Below are 20741 nucleotides of genomic sequence, written 5' to 3' on the forward strand. Positions count from 1 at the left end.
CCCTTGTTTTTGTGGAAACTTACGCTCCGTCCTTTGACAAATTGGATTTTGCAATGATCCCGCCGCGCGCTAGGCTCCTCCTCAGGGAGACATATGGGAGGTACGCATGCTGGGCATGATGATGCATCGTCCGCTGCTGATCAGCGACATTTTGAAATACGCCGCCGAGGCATATCCGCAGGCTGGCATCATCTCGGTTCGCACCGAAGGTGACGTGCATCGCCAGACCTATGCTGAAACGCTGGGCCGGGTGCAGCAACTGGCCAACGCCCTGCAGGCCTGGGGCGTGCAGATGGGGGATCGCGTTGCGACGCTGGCCTGGAACGGCTACCGCCATTTTGAACTCTACTATGCAGTTTCTGGCATGGGGGCGGTCTGTCACACGATCAACCCACGCCTGTCGGCCGAGCAGCTGATCTACATCGTCACCCATGCCGAGGATCGCCTGATCTTTGTCGACACAACCTTTGTGCCGATCCTTGAGGCGGTGCAGGACCAGCTGCCGGGTGACATCACCTATGTGGTGATGACCGACCGGGCGCATATGCCGGAAAACAGCCTCAACGCGCTGTGCTATGAGGATCTGCTGGCCGAACATCCTGCCGATTTCGACTTCCCAGAGTTTGATGAAAACACCGCCTCGGGCCTGTGCTACACCTCCGGCACCACCGGCAATCCCAAAGGCGCGCTGTATTCGCACCGCTCCTCAGTGCTGCATGCAATGATGATCTGCACCTGCCTGGGTTCCACCATGCCCGAAGGATCCGCGGTGATGCCCGTTGTGCCGCTTTTCCACGTCAACGCCTGGGGACTGCCCTATACCGCGCCGCTGTTGGGGCTGAACATGGTGATGCCGGGGGCGGCGCTGGATGGGCCCAGCCTGTTCAAACTGATGGATGCGGAAAAGGTCCATTCAGCCTGGGGCGTGCCCACCGTCTGGATGGGGCTGCTGGCCGAGATTGAGGCACAGGGCCGCAAACCTGAAGGTTTCGGCGATCTGGTGGTGGGCGGGTCGGCCGCCCCGCGGGTGATAATCGAAACACTGGAAAAGCTGGGTGTTGCCGTGGGCCACGCCTGGGGCATGACCGAGATGAGCCCGATCGGCACCCATGGCCATATGCCCAGCTGGGTGCGGGATCTGCCGTTTGATCAGATGATCGACAAGAAAAGCCTGCAGGGCCGCCGCGCCTTTGGCGTGCAGATGAAAATCGTGGATGAGGATGGCAAAGCCCAGCCACATGACGGCGTAGCGGCCGGCGAGTTGTTTGTGCGCGGCAACACCGTGGTCGCAGGGTATTTCAAAAACGATGAGGCGACCCAAGCCACCATGGATCAGGATGGCTGGTTTGGCACCGGTGACATCGCCACGCTGGACCCGAACGGGTTCCTGTCCATTCAGGACCGCTCCAAAGACCTGATCAAGTCGGGTGGGGAGTGGATTTCTTCCATCGATCTGGAAAATGCCGCCATGTCGCATCCCGATATTGCCAACTGTGCCGCGATTGCGATTGCCCATCCCAAATGGGATGAACGGCCGGTTCTGGTCGCCGTCCCGGCGGGGGAGGCCCGCCCTGCATTGGATGACATGCACGCCCATATGGCTGAGCATTTTGCCAAATGGCAGCTGCCCGATGATCTGATCTGGGTTGAGGATCTGCCCCTGACCGCGACCGGCAAGATTTCCAAGCTGACACTGCGCAAACGGATGGCGGACTATGTGCTGCCAGATCTGCGCTAGCGGCTGTTTGTCAAAATCAACGGCCTGACGGGGATCTCGTCAGGCTGCTCTGCCCCGGCGCAAATACGCCCCTAAAACTTGATGACAATGCAAAATAAATGCACCCGGTCGACCGCCGTCAACCGGGTGCCACCCCTCCTGAGTACAGGAGTTGGCGAAACAGGGCTCCTCCCTTCCCCGTTTCGCAGGAAACTGATTCGTAAGAAACTATAGGGCCAAGTCCCTTTGATCGCCTAGGATTTTTCTTTGACAGGGCAAAACGAAGTGAAAATCGCAGGTTGCTCTTTGGCCGAAAACACCACTTTGCGACGTTACGTCTTGTTGGTTTGCGCTGCTTGTTCCGCCCTGGTGCAGCGCCTAACCTGCTGATCGGCGCAGACTCTTGGGAGGGGTGGATGCCGCCCTGCGCCCTGCGCTGCTTTGCACCGGATTTGCGCCCAGACTGGCCCCTGAGCCGTCACAGCGGCCCAATTGCGTGCCTGTTTCCCCCACCAGATGACCGCTGCCGTCAAACTCTTGACCAAGCGCAGACCGACGACCGCTCAGAGGGAGGTACGGATGACAACACTAACCAAAGCCGCGCTGCTGGCCAGCAAAGGCCAGGACATGGGCACCTCAGACTGGTTTGAGATCGACCAGAGCCGCATTGATACCTTTGCTGAGGTTACCGAGGACCGCCAGTTCATCCATGTGGATCCGGCCCGCGCTGCCGAGACCCCGTTTGGTGGCACGATTGCCCATGGCTTTCTGTCGCTGTCGCTGCTCTCGGCCATGATGCTGCAGGGCTACCCGAAAATGAGCGGGCTGCAGATGGGCGTGAACTATGGCTTTGACCGGGTGCGCTTCACCGCGCCGGTGCCTGTCGGCGCACGTGTGCGGGGCCATTTCAAACTGGCCGATGTGGCCGAGATGCGCCCGGGTGAGGTGCAAACCACCAGCGAAGTGACGGTTGAGATCGAAGGCCAGGATCGCCCTGCCCTCGTCGCGCTTTGGCTGGGACGGTTCTATTTCGGAGAGGACGAATGACTGACGTGAGATTTGACGGCCAGGTGGCCATTGTAACCGGCGCAGGTGTCGGACTGGGCCGCAGCCATGCGCTGGGACTGGCGGCGCGTGGCGCCAAGGTTGTGGTCAACGATCTGGGTGGCGCGGTGGATGGTACCGGATCTGGATCGGATGCCGCCAAGGCAGTGGTGGCCGAAATCCAGGCGATGGGCGGTGAGGCAATGGCAAACGGCGCCGATGTCTCAAACGCCGATCAGGTCAGCGCCATGGTGGCCGATGTGATCGCCCACTGGGGCCGGATCGACATCTTGGTGAACAACGCCGGCATTCTGCGCGACAAGACCTTTGCCAAGATGGAGATGGCCGATTTTCAGGCGGTGATGGATGTGCACCTTCTGGGCTCTGCCAACTGTGCCCATGCGGTCTGGCCCCATATGGTGGCGCAGGGCTATGGGCGGATCGTCTTCACCACCTCGGCCTCGGGCATGTATGGCAACTTTGGTCAGTCCAACTATGGCGCGGCCAAATCCGGCATGCTGGGGCTGATGAACGTTCTGGCCATCGAGGGCGCCAAGTTCGACATCCGCGCCAATATGCTGGCCCCGTCGGCAGCAACCCGAATGACCGAAAGCCTGCTGTCCGAGGATGTTTTGGCCCTGTTGCAGCCGGAAACCATCACCCCCGGTGTGCTGGCGCTGGTCAGTGGTGACGCCCCGACCAAGATGATCCTTGGTGCCGGCGCCGGCTGCTTTTCCGAGATTCAGATCCGCGAAAGCGCCGGTGTGGCCTTGACCGATGAGGCGCTGACCCCTGAGGCTGTGCTGGGGGCGATGGATCAGATCCGGGATCCTGCCGGGGCCGAGGTGATGGATCACGCCTTTGCCCAGACCCGCAAATATGCCCGCATGGCTGCGGCGGCCCGTGGGCTGCCCCTGCCCTGGAACGACTAACCTGGAACGATTGACCTGGAATGACAAAAGCGCCGGGAGGCCCAAGATGAGCACCACCGCGGATTTGGATTTAGCGGCCGTCACGGCCTACCTCAGCCAGCATATCGATGGCTTCCAAGGCCCGTTGCAGGCCGAGAAGTTTGCAGTGGGCCAATCCAACCCCACCTTTCGCCTCAGTGGGCCGGATCGCTCATGGGTGCTGCGCCGCAAACCACCCGGCGTGCTGCTGAAATCCGCCCATGCGGTGGAGCGGGAGTATCGGGTGCAAAAGGCCCTGGCGGGCAGTGATGTTCCGGTGCCGGCGATGTATCACCTGTGTGAAGATGACAGCGTGATCGGGTCAGCCTTCTACGTGATGGAAGAAATCAAAGGCCGCCATTTCAACGACCCCCGGCTGCCCGATGTGGCCGTGCCTGATCGCCTGGCGATTTTCGAAGAAATGAACCGGGTGTTGGCTGCAATCCATTCCGTTGACCTAAGTGCGGTGGGCCTGTCGGACTACGGGCCTGATGGCAATTACTACCGACGTCAGATCGACCGCTGGACCAAACAATACCGCGCCTCGGAAACCGATCAGATCCCCCCGATGGAGGAGCTGATCAGCTGGCTCGACAGCAATGTCCCGGCAGAGGACGGGCAGCGCACGCTGGTGCATGGCGACTACCGGATCGACAATATGCTGTTTGCCGCAGACGGGCCGCAGTGTCTGGCCGTTCTGGACTGGGAACTCAGCACAACCGGCCACCCCTATGCCGATCTGGCCGCAGTCATCATGCAGTGGCAGATGCCCCCCGGTGGCGAAGGTCGCGGGCTGGCGGGTGTTGATCGCAGCGCCGAAGGGCTGATCAGTGATCAGGGGTTCATTGACCTTTATTGTCAGCGCCGCGGCCTGCCGGGCATCGACAGGTTTGGCTTCTATCTGGCCTTTGCCTTCTTCCGCATGGCGGCGATCCTGCAGGGCGTTTACAAACGGGCGCTTGATGGCAATGCCTCAGACCCCGGCCGCGCCAAGGCCTTTGGCGCCTATGTGCCGCTGTTTGCCCAGCACGGGCTGGATGCGGCGAAGTGAAGGACCAGACATGATTGACCCCGCCCTGCGCGAAGACCCCTACGCGCTGCAAAAACACCTTGGATTTGAAATCACCGATTGGCAGCAGGGCTATGCCCGTGTGGAAATGCCCATCCTTGAGGTGCACGGCAACCGCTACGGCATTCCGCATGGCGGCGTGCATGCAACGCTGATCGACACGGCCATGGGTTTTTCGGGCTGCTACACTGGTGACCCGGACAATCCGCAGATGGCTATGACCCTATCGCTGACGGTGAACTACCTAGGTCAAGCCCGCGGTGAGCGGCTGATCGTTGAAGCCCGCAAAACCGGTGGTGGCCGCAAGGTGTTTTTTACCGAAGCGCTGCTATCTGATGAACATGGCAACCCGGTTGCCAGCGGCGTCGGCACCTTCCGTTACCGCACAGGCACCAAAGCCCCAGAGGAGAGCCCCAAATGACCGAGATGCAGCATATCGTTTTGGCCCGCCGCCCCGAAGGTGCGCCGGTGGCCGAAGACTTCCGTTTGGAAACCGCCCCGCTGCCGGTGCCGGGTGACGGTGAGGTGCTGGTCAAACTCAGCCACTTCTCCCTCGATCCTTATATGCGGGGGCGTATGGATGATGCCAAGTCCTACGCGGCCCCGGTGCCCTTGAACGGCACGATGGAGGCCGGCGGCGTGGGTGAAGTCATCGCCTCAAACCATCCCGGATTTGCCCCCGGTGACATCGCCTTTGGCATGTTTGGCTGGGCCAGCCACGGCTGCCTGCCGGGCAAGGAGCTGCGCAAGCTGGATCCCGCACATGGGCCGGTGACCGCCGCGCTGGGGGTTTTGGGGATGCCTGGCTTCACCGGCTGGGCCGGACTGATGGAATATGGCCGCCCGAAAGCCGGCGAAACGCTGGTGGTTGCTGCCGCAACCGGACCGGTTGGATCGATGGTTGGGCAATTGGCCAAGTCGCTGGGCCTGCGGGTGATCGGCATCGCCGGTGGCACCGAGAAATGCCAGATGGCGGTCGAAACCTTCGGCTTTGACGCCTGTCTGGATCACCGCGCCTTTGGTGACGCCAAAGCCCTGCGCGCCGCGCTGGCGGAGGCCTGCCCGGATGGTATCGACATCTATTTTGAAAACGTCGCGGGCAAGGTGCTGGAGGCGGTGCTGCCCTTAATGAACGTTGGCGGGCGCATCCCGCTGTGCGGCATGATCGCCTGGTATAACGCCGGGGCGCTGGGGGCCAATCAGGGCGGTGAGGTGGACCAGCTGCCCAAACTGTGGCGGACCATTTTGGTGAAGCGCCTGCATGTGCACGGTTTTATCATCACCGATCACTTCCACCGCTTTGGGGACTTCCTGAAAGAGGTCGGGCCCAAAGTGGCCGGTGGCGACATCCGTTTTGTCGAAGATGTGGCCGTGGGGCTGGAAAACGCGCCGGCTGCCTTTATGGCGATGCTGGGCGGGGGCAACACCGGCAAACAGATCGTGGCGCTCTAACCAGATAGAAACACATGAAAAAGGGGCCTCAGCGGCCCCTTTTTCCATCCAGCAATATCACCGAATTATTTCATCAGCAGAACCGGCACTTTACAGGTGCGGATCATCGCCGTGGTTGTGGACCCGATGATCATCGCGCGGATCCGCGAATGGCCATAGGCCCCCATCACCAGCATGTCATGCCCCTCGGCCTCAATCAGCTCCGCCAGGGCGGTTTCGGGCTGTCCCTCAACCACTTTGATCTCAGCCTCATGGCCACCGGCGGCCAGCGTCGCCTTGGCGTCTTCCAGACCTTTTGACACTGCATCGGACGGGGTGCCAACGGTCACCACCGTGCAGGCCAGACCGGCAAACAGCGGATGACGCGCCACATAGTCAACAGCCTTCATCGCGCTGACACCGCCATCAAAAGCGATCAACACTTTCTCAATCGGTTTGAACTCACGATTGGCCACGAACACAGGCTTACTGGTGGCACGCGCCACACGTTCCAGGTTTGATCCCAGATGCAGCTTGGCAAAGTCAGCCTTCTCACCGCGTTTGCCGATCACGATCAGATCGGCGTCGCCTTCCAGCTCTTCCACCGACTCGACAATGTCACCAATCCGCAGGTGCGGCCGCACCTCAGCCACGCCATCGGTTTCGATGATCGCCTGCGCATCCTCAAGGATCGCGCGCCCCTGCGCCTGCGCCAGCTTGGCGCGCTGTGCGTCCAGCTCGGCCAGTTCGCCCATGATCTTGGTGCGCGCACCAAGGCGCAGGTTGCCACTCAGATCATCCGAACCCGCATCGCGGCGGCCCAGAACGTGGAACAGATCCACCGAGGCGCCAATGCGGCCGGCAATCCAGGCGATGTGATGGCAGACCGACTCGGAATAAGCAGACCCATCCACCAATGCGAAGATTTTCTTGCTCATGTCAGCCCCCTCAATGCGCCAAGAGCTTGTCCATCGCGCCGGGTTTGTCATGCTCCCCCAGACGATCAACAATGGTTTTCGATGCTTCGTTCATGCCGATGATCTCCACCTCGGCGCCGTCCCGACGGAACTTGAGCACAGCCATGTCCAAGGCCGCAACAGACGAAATGTCCCAGATGTGGGCACGGCTGACGTCAATCACCACTTTCTCCAGCGCTTCTTTGAAGTCAAACGCCTTCATGAAGTCCTCGGACGAGGCAAAGAACAACTGGCCGTGGATGGTGTAGGTGCGGGTGCGCCCATCTGCCGACAGGTCACTGGTGACGGCAAACAGCTGCGCGATTTTCCAGGCAAAGAAGATGCCCGACAGCAGCACACCAACCAGAACACCGATGGCCAGGTTATGGGTGAAGACCACAAAGACCACCGTTGCCACCATCACAATGGACGAAGACGCCGGATGTTCGCGCAGGTTCGCGATGGAGGACCAGCTGAAGGTCCCGACCGAAACCATGATCATGATTGCCACCAACGCGGCCATCGGGATCAGCCCCACGATGTCATCGAGGAACACAACAAGGATCAGCAGAACCACACCCGCGATGAAGCAGGACAGGCGGCCTCGACCCCCGGATTTCACGTTGATCATCGACTGACCGATCATCGCGCACCCCGCCATACCCCCGATGAAGCCGGTGGCCATGTTGGCAACACCCTGGCCGATGCATTCCTGGTTCTTGTCCGAGGTTGTATCGGTTAGATCATCCACTAGGTTCTGGGTCATCAGGCTTTCCAGCAGACCCACAGCCGCCACCGCAGCCGAGTATGGCAGGATGATCATCAGGGTTTCCATGTTCAACGGAATGTCCGGGATCAGGAACATCGGCAGCGTATCGGGCAGTTCGCCCATGTCGCTGACCGTGCGCAGATCCAGCCCCAGCGCCAGCGATATGCCGGTCAGAACCACGATGCAGACCAGCGGCGACGGGATCGATTTGGTCAGCAGCGGGAAGGTGTAGATGATGCCCAGACCGGCCGCGACCATCACATAGGTCAGCGGTGGGACATCAATCAGCTCAGGCAGCTGCGCCATGAAAATCAGGATCGCCAGCGCGTTCACAAAGCCGGTCATCACCGAGCGGCTGACAAAGCGCATCACATAGCCCAACTTCAACAGCCCGGCGCCGACCTGCAGGATGCCCGCCAGCACGGTTGCCGCCAGCAGATACTGCAGCCCGTGATCCTTCACCAGCGTCACCATCAACACGGCTGTCGCCGCTGTGGCTGCTGAGATCATGCCGGGGCGACCGCCGACAATGGCGGTGATCACCGCGATCGAGAAGGACGCATAAAGCCCCACCTTCGGGTCCACACCCGCGATGATCGAGAAGGCGATCGCCTCGGGGATCAGGGCCAGTGCGACCACCAGGCCGGACAAGAGGTCGGCGCGGATGTTTCCGAACCATTCGTGTTTGTAGTTGGATAGCAGCATCATCGGCCCTCCGTTCCGGACCGCGCCAGGGGCGACCGGGGTGCAAAGTTTTGTCCTGTTCAGCAAGTTTCGGGCCGGTTTCGGCCGCAAGACCACGTTTCGAGCCGCTTATATAAAGGGGTTTGAGGATCGCAAGCCCTAAGCCCGTTATCGTTTCCGCCTTGCCGGAACTGTCACAGCGCAATCACATTGCCGGGAGGCAGCGCCGCTTTTTCGGGCTTTTGTGCTAAGGTTAACAACACCAAGGCCAGACACAACGCTCGCCACCGTGAGTGACCCGGGCACGCTGATCCGGCCTGATCGCAACACGCGACACCCCGCGGCACTGCGCGCAGCAGCTGCCCCGGACCTGCCCAACCCCAACCGGTCTGCCCGCCCCAATCGTGGCAGCCGCACCGAAAAGGGAGGATCAAAATGGTCAAAACAATTGGAAACCCGCTCAGCTGGGGCGCTGGCGCCGTCACCGGGGCGGGCGCAATGATCGCTCATGGATCCGAGGCGATGGCAAGCCAGGACATGGCACTGCCTGAAGTCAGGCAACTCAGTACTGGCGACCTGTGGGACGCCCTGCGCGAAGGCTTTGATGACCTCACCACCTTTCGCAGCGATGTTCTGATGATGGCGGTGATCTATCCGCTGGTCGGGCTAACCCTCTGTTTCTTCGCCTTCCAGCAGGCCCTGTTGCCCCTGCTGTTCCCCATCGCGGCGGGCTTTGCCCTGCTTGGGCCACTGGCCGCAACCGGCCTTTATGAAATGTCACGCACCCGACAGGCCGAGGGCCGCGCCAGCTGGGCCGATGCGCTGATGCTGATGAGCAGCCCAAGGTTCGCGCCGATCATGACGCTGGGCCTCTATCTGATCGTACTCTACGCCATTTGGCTCTATGCCGCGGCCTGGATCTACAGCCAGACATTGGGCGGCCTCGCCCCGGCAGGACCTGTTGAGTTCCTGCGCCTTCTCTTCACCACGGGCGAGGGCTGGCAGATGATCGTCTTTGGCAATGCGGTTGGTTTCCTTTTTGCGCTGACGGTGCTGGCCACAGGCTTCATCGCCTTCCCCATGCTGGTGGACCGCCCGGTCGGCCTGCCGGTTGCCGTGGCAACCTCGCTGAAGGCAGCCAGAGAGAACAAAGCCGTCACCCTCACCTGGGGCGCCATGATCGCCGTATTGCTGGCACTGGGCTCAGCCCCACTGTTCCTTGGCCTGATCTTCGTGATGCCACTGCTGGGCCACGCCAGTTGGCACCTCTACCGTAAGGCAGTGCATTTCCCCGAGGCCAAGTAGCCCCGGACACGCCGGCCCTGAGGAGAGGGAGGTAAGAAAGCGGGGTCACACCCCCGCCCATTGCGCTATTTGGTACGCCTTAGGGTAAAGGCCATTTAGCAATCGATGCGACTGTCTGAGATGTTAAAACTCGCGTTGGGTTTCCAGCAATTCACACGCCGAGCCAGAGAAGCAGTCCAAAAGCTGCAACACCAACAAACATCGTTAAGATGACGTGGTTTGTGAAATATGCAACGGCCAGAGCAACGCCAGCGGCAACCCACGTTCCCAGAGGTTGGCCAGCCAATGAAGATGCCACCAGTGAGACGACAATAAGGCCGGGCAACTCATCCAACACCCAGTTGAAACGCGACGACTTGATCGCATCTCCTGCAAAGAGACCGAGAACACGGATAGTGAATGCAGCAATCGCAAGGACGAGGATCAGCAGCCAATAAGAAATAGTCATTTTGGGGTCTTTCCTCGCTTTCTAAGCTGATGGGAGATGACGAGGCCACATATAGCCCCGGTGACGATCGCATAGGCTTTCGGTGTTCCCAGTGATACGGCTGCGATTGTTGTGACAAAGCTGGCGGACCATGGGAGCAGATTTGCATACCCCCGCCATAACCCTCTGGCCATTGCGATAAACGCAGCGGTAAACGCAAAGCCCAAACCAAACTGCTCAAGGTTTGGCAGGGTTGATCCTGCGACTGCTCCAAGCGTTGTCGAGACGGTCCAGACGCAAATCATCACCAGCCCAGAACCGATCAGAAAACGAGCACCGATCGCCGGGTCTTTTGCACGCTCTGCCATCGTCAGTGCCCAGTTTTCATCACCGGTAATGTGGATTGTTAACAGCTTCATTCGCAGCGAAAGACCACTTAGAATCTCTGATAAGGACGCAACAATACCGATGTAGCGCAGGTTCAGTGCCGCGCCTGCCAAGGCCGCACCTAGCACAGAGGCGGATCCAGCGAATTGCTCAACCGCGACAATCTGGGAAGATCCAGCGTGGACCATACCGCTCATCAGCGTGACGCCCCACCATGGGAAGCCAACCTGAGCAGCCAACAAACCAAAAGCGAAGCCATAGACAGCTGCGCCAGCAGCCAAGGGAAGAATTGCAAGAGCACCGTGTTTCATGGCGCTCAAATTAGATTTTTATTGTGATATGATAAACGGTGTAAATTGATATATAGTGATCTTGCAAAATCAAATTTCCAGAAAAAGTGAGGCAAGTCGATCATGGATCAGCTGGACAATAAGCTGCTGGCATTGCTGCAGCAAAACGCACGAACAACCATTCAGGACATGGCGGACCACACCGGGGCGTCCACGGCATCGGTGCAGAGACGGCTAAAGGTTCTGCGCGACAAGGGCGTCATCCAGAAAGAAGTGGCCGTTCTTGACCGAACAAAGCTAGGTTTTGGTATCACTGCGATCGTGTCCGTCGAACTTGAACGTGACCGTCTGGATCAGATCAGCGCATTTAAAAGAAAGGCGCGCGAAGACAGGCAGGTGACCAACTTCTATTGCATCGCCGGTGATGCAGATTTCTTGATGGTCGTCGTCGCCAAAGACATTGAGGATTACGAACGTTTCACCCATCGGTTTTTCTTTGCTGACAAGAATGTTCGTAAGTTCCGCACATCAATTGTCGTTTCGACTGAAAAGGCAACTTTGGAGCTACCGATCTAACCTCTGCCCAGTTTTTGCAACGATATCAGAAGCCGCTACCTGCGGCATTGCCGACATTGATGCCGAGCACAGCATCCGGCTCTGAGGGCTCAAAGCGTCCTTTGTGCCTTGGGCCTTAAATTGCCTCATGAGTCGCATTTACCCCGATGCCTGGGGGCTCGACGCCACCCATTATGACGCCCTAGACCCAGGGTCGTCAGCCGTAGGTGGGGTGGAAGCGGCCGGTGGGGGAGAGGGTGAAGATCTCAAACCCGTCTGCCGTCACGCCGATGGAATGTTCAAACTGCGCTGACAGCGATTTATCGCGGGTCACGGCGGTCCAGTCATCCGCCAGCACTTTGGTTTCAGGACGGCCCAGGTTGATCATCGGCTCAATGGTAAAGAACATGCCTTCTTCCAGCACCGCTTCGGTGCCGGGGCGGCCGTAGTGCAGCACGTTGGGCGGCGCGTGGAACACCCGGCCCAGACCGTGGCCGCAGAAGTCACGCACCACGCTCATGCGGTGGCTTTCGGCGTAGCTTTGAATGGCGTGGCCGATGTCGCCAAAGGTGTTGCCGGGTTTGACCGCTTCGATGCCTTTGAACAGCGCATCATGGGTCACCTGGATCAGACGCTCAGCCTTGCGGCTGAGTTTGCCTGCGACATACATCCGGCTTGAATCGCCAAACCAGCCATCCACGATCACCGTGACGTCGATGTTCAGGATGTCGCCATCTTTCAGCTTCTTCTCACCGGGAATGCCGTGGCAGACCACATGGTTGATCGAGATGCAGCTGGCGTGCTGATAGCCTTTGTAGCCGATGGTCGCCGAGGTGGCGCCAGCCTCTTTCACCTTTTCTTCGATGATCCGGTCAATCTCACCGGTGGTTTGGCCGGGGAAGACATGTTCGGCAATCTCATCAAGGATCTTGGCCGTCAGCGCGCCAGCTTTATGCATGCCAGCAAAATCCGCAGCCTGATGGATGCGGATACCGTCGCGTGTAATACGGCCCTGATGCGTCTCGTTCACGGGATCACCCTTTTCACAAAAACCATTTCACCCGTATTTAGGGTGTTTATCCCCTGAGGACCAGAGGCAGCCGCAGAAGGGGGCTAGGCGTGAACAAATGGCAACGCTTTGCCGACCTCAACCGCCTCAGGCGTGATCGCGCAATCAAAGCACAGGATCTCGACCCCGGCGGCCACCGCTTGTGTCAGCCCCGCCGCATAGGCTGGATCAATGTCAGCGGCGATGCTGACCCGGTCACAATCGGTGCGCTGCACCAGATAAAGCATCACGGCCCGTTGGCCACCTTCGACGATTTTGGTCAGCTCGCCCAAGTGTTTCAGCCCGCGGGCGGTCACGCTGTCGGGAAATTCCGCCAGCCCCGGTTGACGGCAGAGTGTCACGGATTTCACTTCGACATAACAGTCCGGTCCAGCGCCTGAGAGCAGGAAATCGATCCGGCTCTTTTCGCCATATTTCACCTCTGGCCGCACCTCGGGTGCCTCAAGGCCCGGCACCTCGCCCGCCATTAAAGCCGCCTTCAGGGCGCGGTTGGGCACCGAGGTATCGACCCCGGTGAAATGGCCGTTTTCATGATCCACCAGCCGCCAGCCGAACTTGAGCTTTTTCTTCGGATCGTCGTTTGGCTCCAGCCAGATCTTCATGCCTTCCTCGGCCAGCCCCATCATCGATCCGGGGTTGGCGCAATGGGCTGTCACCTCACGGCCATCGTCTAAAATCACATCGGCCAGAAAGCGTTTGTAGCGACGGATCAGCCGGGCGGGGACAAGAGGGGTAGGAAAGCGCATATCTCGCGCCTATACCGGGGGAAAAGATTTCGCAAGGAAGGAGAGGCATGATGCAAAATCCAACAGCCGCCATGTTGGTGATCGGGGATGAAATCCTGTCGGGGCGCACCCGTGACAGCAACATGCACCACCTTGCCAATGAGCTAACCAAACACGGCATCGACCTGAAAGAAGCGCGCATGGTCTCAGACGAGGCTGAGGCGATCACCAGCGCGGTCAAGGCACTGGCCGCCAGCTATGACCATGTCTTTACCTCGGGCGGGATTGGCCCCACCCATGATGACATCACTGCAGAATGCATTGCCGCAGCCTTTGACACCCCCATTGGCGTGCGTGACGATGCCCGCGCCATTCTGCAGGCCCATTATGACCGGTCAGGTCAGGAGCTGAATGAGGCCCGTCTGCGCATGGCGCGTATCCCGGATGGCGCGGCCTTGATTGACAATCCAATCTCTGCCGCCCCCGGATTCACGTTGGAAAACGTGCATGTCATGGCCGGGGTACCGACAATTTTCCAGACGATGGTGGCCTCCATCCTGCCCACGCTCACCGGCGGGGCACCGCTCCTCAGCCAGAGCCTGCGGGTGGAACGTGGCGAAGGTGACATTGCCGCGCCGCTGACCGCGCTGGCTGAGGCCTATCCAGATCTGTCCTTCGGATCCTATCCGTTCAGCCAAAACGGCATCTATGGCACCAATATCGTGATCCGTGGCCAGGATGGCGTGCAGCTGGATCAGGCGATGACCGCGCTGAGCGAGGCGATGAACACATGATGCCCGATGCAAATGCGCTTTATGATGTGATTGACGGCACCTGGCCGGCCGCCACCGAACGGCGCGTGGGCCCCTGGCTGATCCGGGATGGTCAGGGTGGCGGGCAGCGGGTCTCGGCCACAGTGGCCAAGGCCCCTTTCACCGCCACTGACCTGCCTGCGGCAGAGGCCGCGATGCAGGCCTTGAACCAGCCCCGCCTGTTCCAGATCCGCCAGGGCGATGAGGCATTGGATCAGCTGCTGGCTGAAAACGGCTATCAGGTTGTGGATCCGGTAAACCTTTGGGTGGCAACCGTGGATGACATCGCCACCGAATTCCCGCCCCCCGTCACCGCCTTTCAGGTTTGGGAACCGCTGGCGATCCAGCTGGACATCTGGGCCAAAGGCGGCATCGGTCCGGACCGTATCAAGGTGATGCACCGCGCCGAAGGGGCCAAGACCGCGCTGCTGGGCCGTTTGAACGATTCCCCAGCGGGTGCCGGGTTTGTCGCGATACACAACGGCATTGCCATGGTGCATGCGCTTGAGGTGCTGGAACATCAGCGCAAACAGGGCATGGGGCGGTATTTCATGCGGCTCGCCGCCTTCTGGGCGCGCGACAATGGGGCGTCACATCTGTCTGTGGTCTGCACCCAAGCGAACAAAGGCGCCAATGCGCTTTATTCCAGTTTAGGAATGTCTCTTGCAGGACAGTACCATTACCGCAAACATGGCGATGACCTGTAACCGAACACGAAAGACCAACATGAGCCGCCAAGACGACATGCCCACCGCCCTTGATCTGCCGATGGTGGATCCGCTGCCAGAGCAAACACAAAAGTATTTCGACATTTGTCAGGACAAACTGGGATTGGTGCCCAACGTGCTGAAGGCGCATGCCTTTGACATTGAAAAGCTCAACGCTTTCACTGCGCTTTACAACAACATCATGCTGGCCGAGAGCGGCCTCAGCAAGCTTGAGCGGGAAATGATCGCGGTTGTGGTCTCGTCTGAAAACAAATGTTTTTACTGCCTGACCGCCCATGGCGCGGCGGTGCGTGAACTGTCAGGTAACCCCGCATTGGGGGAGATGTTGGTGATGAACTACCGTGTTGCCAACCTGCCCGCTCGTGAGCGCGCGATGCTGGATTTCTCGGTCCAGCTGACCAAGGCCAGCGCCACCATTGAGGAAAGCGACCGTCAGGTGCTGCGCGATGTTGGCTTCAGCGAACGCGATATCTGGGACATAGCCAACACGGCGGCCTTTTACAACATGACCAACCGGGTGGCCTCGTCCTTGGACATGCGCCCGAACCCGGAATACCACGCCCAAAACCGCGGCTAAGACACAATGCGCACCCTTGCTTTCCTCACCTGTCTGGCGCTGCCAGCCCCCGCGATGGCCACCAGCCTGACGCTGGAGCTGCCCGTCGGCAGTGAGGTTCTGCGCGATCAGACCAGCCAGCTGGACAGCTACGCCCTGCCCGTCGGTACCTTTGCCGATGGCCAGCTGCCGGTGCTGGACCTTCAGGGGCTGGTGCATCGCGGCAGCTGGTCGGTGGCGTCGCAGGGGCTGACCTCACTGCAGCTGCTGGATCCCTTGCAGACCCAGCTGGAAGCGTTGGGCTACACCATCCTTTTTTCCTGTGACACGCAGGCCTGCGGCGGCTTTGACTTCCGGTTTGAGACCGAGGTGCTGCCCGCCCCTGATATGCATGTGGACCTGAGCGATTTCCGGTTTCTGGCGGCGCAGAACGGCGACAAGGATCATCTGGGCCTGTTGGTGTCACGATCTGCCAACACCGGGTTCATCCAGATGATCCGGGTGACGGATGCGGCAGACACCGACGGGGTGATTGCCGCCAACACACCTGAGGGTCCTGCCGAGGTTCCGGATGTCGCCCGTCTGACCAACAGTGACATCGCCAGCGATACCGTGCCGCACCTGCAGGCGCAGGGACATGTGGTGCTGGAGGATCTGTCCTTTGCCACCGGATCAGCCGATCTGGGGGCCGGGCCCTTTGCCTCACTCAACAGTTTGGCGGCGTACCTCAAGGCCGATCCCTCACGCCGGGTGGCGCTGGTCGGCCACACCGATGCCCTCGGCACGCTGGAGCGCAACATCAACCTGTCCAAACGCCGGGCCGCCTCGGTCCGGGATCGGCTGATTGCCGTCCATGGTGTCTCATCCGCGCAGTTGGACGCCGAGGGCATGGGATACCTGGCGCCACGCGGACCAAACCTGACCGAGGAAGGGCGCGAAGCAAACCGCCGGGTTGAGGCGGTTCTTCTGAACACCGAATAGGGTTGCGGCCAACTTCGGACTGCTATCGCGTCAGCCTTCGATCAAGATTGCCCTGAAATCATTCACGTTTGTGCCGGTTGGGCCGGGGGCAAAGATCTCCCCCACGGCATCAAAGGCCGTGTAGGCATCATTGCCCGCCAGCGCCTGCGCCGGATCAACCCCGGCCTGACGCATCGCAGCAGCCGTGGTGCCATCAGCAAAGGCACCGGCGTTATCCTCAGACCCATCGATGCCATCGGTGTCTGCCGCCAGCGCTGTGACGCCAGCCACGCCATCCAATTCCATCGCCAGCGACAACAGAAATTCGCTGTTTCGCCCTCCCCGGCCCCCTTTGCCGCGCAGTGTCACGGTGGTTTCCCCACCCGACAGCATGACCAAAGGTGCCTTGAACGGGCGGTTGCGACGCACCACTTCGCGGGCCATGGCGCCATGCATCTTGGCCACTTCGCGCGCTTCGCCTTCAATGGCGTCTGACAGGATGACCGCTGGCCAACCTGCGGCCTCCGCTTTCGCGGCAGCCGCCTCAAGGGAAATCGCGGCGGAGGCGACAACATGCACCTCATTGCGGGCAAATCGCGGATCGTCTGGCTGCGGGGCATCTTCGGGCGCCTTGGCCAAATGGGCCGCGATTGCATCGGGCAGAGCAATGCCATAATCGACCACCGCTTTCAGTGCTTCGGCCCGGCCCACCGGATCCGGCACCGTCGGCCCCGAAGCCACCTGCGCAGGGTCATCGCCCGGCACGTCGGACACCACCAACGACACCACCCGCGCCGGCGCACAGGCCGCGGCCAGCCGGCCACCTTTGATCCCGCTCACCTGTTTGCGCACAGCGTTCATCGCCCCGATGGGCGCACCCGAGGCCAACAGCGCCTCATTCAACGCCACCTCATCGGCAAAGCTCAGCCCCTCAGCCGGGGCCGCCAGCAGGGCGGAGCCGCCACCGCAAACCAGCGCCACCACCAGATCATCCGCACTCAGGCCCTGAACCTGCTGAGACAGCGCCTCAGACGCCGCCAGACCAGCCGCATCCGGCACCGGGTGCGCAGCCTCCAACACGGTCACATGCTGGGTCTCACAGGCGTAGCCATAGCGGGTGACCACCGTGCCCTCAACCGGTTCCCCCCAAAGCTCCTCAAAGGCTGCGGCCAGTTGCGCCGCGCCTTTGCCCGCGCCGATCACAATCGTGCGGCCTTTGGGTTTTTCCGGCAAATGCGCCGCCAATGCCAGCTTCGGATCTGCGGCAGCGATGGCTGCATCAAACAGTTCGGTCAAAAATGCGCGGTGTTCCAAGGGCCCCTCCTGTTTGCGCGAACATTAGAAACGACGCTGGGTAAAGAAAAGCGCAAAGCGCCCGCGTGCTGCGCAATCTCCTGCAAAAAAGGCCCATCATGGGCACTGCACCCCACAACTCAAATTTGGCCCTAATCGCATTCCCAATCTGGACCTACGCAAGCGCAGGATTTCCCCGTTCAATAACGCCAACGCCCAAGGTCAGCGACACGCCTGCCCAACGGCCCTCCCCTAAGAAGAAAGGACAGTCCCATGGACGGCACCCGTGACAACGATATTCAGGCAGTGGTTGACGCAGACCGCGCCCACGTCTGGCATCACCTGACCCAACACAAACCCTTTGAAGAAGCCGAGCCGCGCATCATCATCGAAGGCAAAGGCATGCGGGTCTGGGACCAGAACGGCAAAGAATACATCGATGCCGTTTCCGGTGCGGTCTGGACCGTCAACGTTGGCTATGGCCGTGAAAGCATTGCCAATGCGGTGCAGGAACAGCTGATGAAGATGTGCTACTTCGCGCAGGCGGCGGGTTCGATCCCCGGGTCCAAGTTTGCTGAGAAGCTGATCTCGAAGATGCCGGGCATGAGCCGCGTTTACTACTGCAACGCCGGATCTGAGGCCAATGAGAAGGTCTTCAAGATGGTGCGCCAGATTTCGCACAAGAGATATGGCGGCAAGAAAAACAAGATCCTCTACCGGGATCGTGACTACCACGGCAGCTCACTGGCGACGATGTCGGCGGGCGGTCAAGATGAGCGGAACCTGCAGTATGGTCCCTTCGCGCCGGGCTTCGTTCGGGTGCCGCATTGCATGGAATACCGCAAGGATGAACTGGGGCTGGGCCATCTGGAAGGCGAGGCCTTCGGCATCGCTGCAGCCAACCTGATTGAGGATGTGATCCTGCGCGAAGGCCCGGACACCATCGGCCTGCTGTGCCTGGAACCAGTGACCGCCGGCGGTGGCGTCATCACCCCGCCCGAAGGCTACTGGCCGCGCGTGCAGGAGATCTGCAAAAAGTACGACATCCTCTTGCACATCGACGAAGTGGTTTGTGGCATTGGCCGCACCGGCACCTGGTTTGGCTACCAGCAATACGGCATCCAGCCGGACTTTGTGACCATGGCCAAAGGCGTGGCCTCGGGCTACGCGGCGATCGCTTGTATGGTCGCGACCGAGGAAGTCTTTGACTGCTTCAAATCGGACCCGTCGGACAAGCTGGATCACTTCCGCGATATTTCCACCTTCGGCGGCTGCGCCGGTGGCCCGGCGGCCGCACTGGAAAACATGCGCATCATCGAAGATGAGGGCCTGCTGGAAAACTGCGAGAAGATGGGCGAGCGGTTCTTTGCAAACCTTGAAGCGCTGAAGGAAAAGCACGCCGTGATCGGTGACGTCCGTGGCAAGGGCCTGTTCCTGGGTGCGGAACTGGTCAAAGACCGCGACAGCAAAGAGCCGGTGGATGAGGCGCAGGTTGGCGCCGTTGTGGCCGCCTGTGGCGCGATGGGCGTGATCATCGGTGCATCTAACCGCTCGGTTCCCGGGCGCAACAATGTGCTGTGTTTCTCACCCTCGCTGATCGTCACCGCAGAAGACGTGGACAAGATCACCGACACGGTTGATCAGGCGCTGACGCAGGTGTTTGGCTGATGTGGCCGACACCGGTAACCTTAGGGGGGCAGCACGTTGTGCTGGCCCCTTTGTCTATGGACCACCACGACGCCCTGCAGGCGGCCAGCGCCAGCGGTCAGATGCACCGGCTGTGGTACACCTCGATCCCCTCTGCCGACGGGATGAAAGCGGAGATTGAGCGCCGCCTTTCCTTGCAGGCCGCAGGCTCCATGCTGCCCTTCACCGTGCTGACCCCGGCGGGCAAGGCCGTGGGCATGACCACCTATATGAACATCGACGCAGCCACCAAACGGGTTGAAATCGGGTCCACCTGGTATGCGCCCGAGGTCCAGCGCGGCCCGTTGAACACCGAAGCAAAACGTCTGCTGCTGGCCCATGCCTTTGACGATCTGGACTGTGTCGCGGTGGAGTTTCGCACTCACTTCATCAACCACCAAAGCCGCCGTGCCATCGAACGGCTGGGGGCCAAGCTGGATGGGGTGCTGCGCAATCACATGCGAATGGCAGATGGCACCCTGCGGGACACCGCCGTTTATTCGATCCTGTCCAACGAATGGCCGATGGTGCGATCCCACCTGACCTGGCAGCTGGAAAAGCCGCGCGACTGACCGCTGCATCCAGAAAATGCCCACGCAAGGGCCGGGCAGCATTGCGCCCGGTCCCGAGCCATGCTTTGGAGGATGTCTAAACAAGGGCATGACCCAACCCGGGATGCCCGGATGACCAAAGATAGGATCCGACATGACAAATCTCACCCGCCTCACCGGCCTGCCGCTGGCCGGCGCAATCGCAGCCTTCGCCTCCCCCGCGCTGGCGCATATGGACCCTGCGGAGCACGGATCTGTGCTGGCGGGCTTCAGCCATCCGCTGTTTGGGCTGGACCATATTCTGGCGATGATCGTTGTAGGCCTCTGGGCGGCGCAGATTGGCGGCCGGGCGATCTGGTCGGTGCCGCTGGGTTTTGTGGCCGCGATGCTGGCGGGGTTCCTCCTGTCGCTGGCGGGTGTTCCCCTGCCCGCGGTTGAGCCTATGATCCTTGCCTCCTCGGTTGTGCTGGGGTTTCTGGTCGCACTGGCGCTGCGCCCTGCCGCATATTGGGCGATCCTGACCGTCGCGGGCTTTGCCCTGTTCCACGGTCACGCCCATGGCACCGAACTGGGCGCGGCCGAGGCCCTGCCCTACGGCGCCGGGTTCCTTTTGGCGACAATCGTTCTGCACGGGTTCGGCACCTTGATCGGCGCTTTGCTGCAGCGCCAGGACCTGCCCCTGCGTATCCTTGGTGGCGGCACCGCCCTTGCCGGGCTGATCCTGGCGGTGGGCTGACACCTTAGGCTCAGACCCCAAAGCAAAAAGGGCCGCAATGC

22 protein-coding genes are annotated in these 20741 nt (G+C 60.6%); 15 read left to right on the forward strand and 7 right to left on the reverse strand.

Features of this window, described 5'->3' with window-relative positions; genetic code table 11:
- The first annotated feature begins 106 nt into the window (after nt 1-106).
- The 6 genes from ACORLH_RS20060 (at nt 107) to ACORLH_RS20085 (ending at nt 6232) form a co-directional block, all read left to right on the forward strand.
- Nucleotides 107-1738, forward strand: a complete 1632-nt coding sequence (locus ACORLH_RS20060; protein ID WP_321830104.1) for a long-chain fatty acid--CoA ligase — start codon at nt 107-109, stop codon at nt 1736-1738.
- Between the two features lie 558 nt (nt 1739-2296).
- Complete coding sequence (locus ACORLH_RS20065) at nt 2297-2764, forward strand: MaoC family dehydratase (protein ID WP_321830105.1); 468 nt, start codon at nt 2297-2299, stop codon at nt 2762-2764.
- Nucleotides 2761-3693 carry an SDR family NAD(P)-dependent oxidoreductase gene (locus ACORLH_RS20070; protein WP_321830106.1) on the forward strand — a complete coding sequence of 311 codons (933 nt, stop codon included), beginning with the start codon at nt 2761-2763 and terminating at the stop codon, nt 3691-3693. The genes ACORLH_RS20065 and ACORLH_RS20070 overlap by 4 nt, the downstream gene beginning before the upstream one ends.
- 46 nt (nt 3694-3739) lie before the next feature.
- Entirely contained in the window at nt 3740-4762 is a 1023-nt protein-coding gene (locus tag ACORLH_RS20075) for a phosphotransferase (protein ID WP_321830107.1), read from the forward strand.
- 10 nt (nt 4763-4772) lie between these two features.
- On the forward strand, nt 4773-5201 hold the full coding sequence (locus ACORLH_RS20080) for a PaaI family thioesterase (protein WP_321830109.1): 429 nt from the start codon (nt 4773-4775) through the stop codon (nt 5199-5201).
- Nucleotides 5198-6232, forward strand: a complete 1035-nt coding sequence (locus tag ACORLH_RS20085; RefSeq protein ID WP_321830111.1) for an NADP-dependent oxidoreductase — start codon at nt 5198-5200, stop codon at nt 6230-6232. Before ACORLH_RS20080 ends, ACORLH_RS20085 begins: the two co-directional genes overlap by 4 nt.
- A gap of 65 nt (nt 6233-6297) precedes the next feature.
- On the opposite strand, the gene ACORLH_RS20090 is transcribed toward ACORLH_RS20085, so the two are convergent.
- Nucleotides 6298-7149 (reverse strand): universal stress protein, encoded by an 852-nt coding sequence (locus tag ACORLH_RS20090; RefSeq protein WP_321830112.1) that lies wholly within the window; start codon nt 7147-7149, stop codon nt 6298-6300.
- A gap of 10 nt (nt 7150-7159) precedes the next feature.
- A complete protein-coding gene (locus ACORLH_RS20095) occupies nt 7160-8644 on the reverse strand; it encodes a SulP family inorganic anion transporter (protein ID WP_058242359.1) in 1485 nt (494 codons plus the stop codon).
- Nucleotides 8645-9055: 411 nt separating this feature from the next.
- Between ACORLH_RS20095 and ACORLH_RS20100 the strand changes: the two genes are divergently transcribed.
- Nucleotides 9056-9925, forward strand: a complete 870-nt coding sequence (locus ACORLH_RS20100) for a DUF2189 domain-containing protein (RefSeq protein WP_321830113.1) — start codon at nt 9056-9058, stop codon at nt 9923-9925.
- A gap of 151 nt (nt 9926-10076) precedes the next feature.
- On the opposite strand, the gene ACORLH_RS20105 is transcribed toward ACORLH_RS20100, so the two are convergent.
- Nucleotides 10077-10373, reverse strand: coding sequence for an AzlD domain-containing protein (locus ACORLH_RS20105; RefSeq protein ID WP_321830114.1), 297 nt, complete (start codon nt 10371-10373; stop codon nt 10077-10079).
- The gene (locus ACORLH_RS20110) at nt 10370-11050 is read right to left on the reverse strand and encodes an AzlC family ABC transporter permease (RefSeq protein WP_321832860.1); all 681 of its coding nucleotides are present in this window, start codon (nt 11048-11050) and stop codon (nt 10370-10372) included. Before ACORLH_RS20110 ends, ACORLH_RS20105 begins: the two co-directional genes overlap by 4 nt.
- 102 nt (nt 11051-11152) lie before the next feature.
- On the opposite strand from ACORLH_RS20110, the gene ACORLH_RS20115 reads away from it, so the two are divergent.
- The gene (locus ACORLH_RS20115; RefSeq protein ID WP_321830115.1) at nt 11153-11605 is read left to right on the forward strand and encodes an Lrp/AsnC family transcriptional regulator; all 453 of its coding nucleotides are present in this window, start codon (nt 11153-11155) and stop codon (nt 11603-11605) included.
- 196 nt (nt 11606-11801) lie between these two features.
- Here ACORLH_RS20115 and map read toward each other — a convergent pair whose 3' ends face one another.
- Complete coding sequence (gene map / locus ACORLH_RS20120) at nt 11802-12614, reverse strand: type I methionyl aminopeptidase (protein ID WP_321830116.1); 813 nt, start codon at nt 12612-12614, stop codon at nt 11802-11804.
- Between the two features lie 83 nt (nt 12615-12697).
- Complete coding sequence (gene sfsA, locus ACORLH_RS20125) at nt 12698-13399, reverse strand: DNA/RNA nuclease SfsA (protein ID WP_321830117.1); 702 nt, start codon at nt 13397-13399, stop codon at nt 12698-12700.
- A 50-nt stretch (nt 13400-13449) separates the two neighbouring features.
- Here sfsA and ACORLH_RS20130 point away from each other — a divergent pair, with 50 nt between their 5' ends.
- From ACORLH_RS20130 to ACORLH_RS20145, 4 genes are read left to right on the forward strand one after another with little or no spacing between them, the layout of a single operon-like run.
- On the forward strand, nt 13450-14172 hold the full coding sequence (locus tag ACORLH_RS20130; RefSeq protein WP_321832861.1) for a competence/damage-inducible protein A: 723 nt from the start codon (nt 13450-13452) through the stop codon (nt 14170-14172).
- Nucleotides 14169-14897: a GNAT family N-acetyltransferase gene (locus ACORLH_RS20135; protein WP_321830118.1), complete on the forward strand. Its 729-nt coding sequence runs from the start codon at nt 14169-14171 to the stop codon at nt 14895-14897. The genes ACORLH_RS20130 and ACORLH_RS20135 overlap by 4 nt, the downstream gene beginning before the upstream one ends.
- Before the next feature lie 19 nt (nt 14898-14916).
- Nucleotides 14917-15495 (forward strand): peroxidase-related enzyme, encoded by a 579-nt coding sequence (locus ACORLH_RS20140; RefSeq protein WP_321830119.1) that lies wholly within the window; start codon nt 14917-14919, stop codon nt 15493-15495.
- Nucleotides 15496-15501: 6 nt separating this feature from the next.
- A complete protein-coding gene (locus ACORLH_RS20145) occupies nt 15502-16455 on the forward strand; it encodes an OmpA family protein (RefSeq protein WP_321830120.1) in 954 nt (317 codons plus the stop codon).
- 30 nt (nt 16456-16485) lie between these two features.
- On the opposite strand, the gene ACORLH_RS20150 is transcribed toward ACORLH_RS20145, so the two are convergent.
- Nucleotides 16486-17748 (reverse strand): glycerate kinase, encoded by a 1263-nt coding sequence (locus ACORLH_RS20150; protein ID WP_321830121.1) that lies wholly within the window; start codon nt 17746-17748, stop codon nt 16486-16488.
- Nucleotides 17749-18000: 252 nt separating this feature from the next.
- Here ACORLH_RS20150 and ACORLH_RS20155 point away from each other — a divergent pair, with 252 nt between their 5' ends.
- The 3 genes from ACORLH_RS20155 to ACORLH_RS20165 all read left to right on the forward strand — a co-directional run bounded on the left by ACORLH_RS20155 (nt 18001) and on the right by ACORLH_RS20165 (nt 20700).
- A complete protein-coding gene (locus ACORLH_RS20155; protein WP_321830122.1) occupies nt 18001-19395 on the forward strand; it encodes an aspartate aminotransferase family protein in 1395 nt (464 codons plus the stop codon).
- Nucleotides 19395-19985 carry a GNAT family protein gene (locus ACORLH_RS20160; RefSeq protein ID WP_321830123.1) on the forward strand — a complete coding sequence of 197 codons (591 nt, stop codon included), beginning with the start codon at nt 19395-19397 and terminating at the stop codon, nt 19983-19985. Before ACORLH_RS20155 ends, ACORLH_RS20160 begins: the two co-directional genes overlap by 1 nt.
- A gap of 133 nt (nt 19986-20118) precedes the next feature.
- Nucleotides 20119-20700 (forward strand): HupE/UreJ family protein, encoded by a 582-nt coding sequence (locus ACORLH_RS20165; RefSeq protein ID WP_321830124.1) that lies wholly within the window; start codon nt 20119-20121, stop codon nt 20698-20700.
- The last annotated feature ends 41 nt before the right edge of the window (nt 20701-20741 follow it).

The sequence above is a fragment of the Thalassovita sp. genome (assembly GCF_963691685.1).
Taxonomy (GTDB): domain Bacteria; phylum Pseudomonadota; class Alphaproteobacteria; order Rhodobacterales; family Rhodobacteraceae; genus Thalassobius.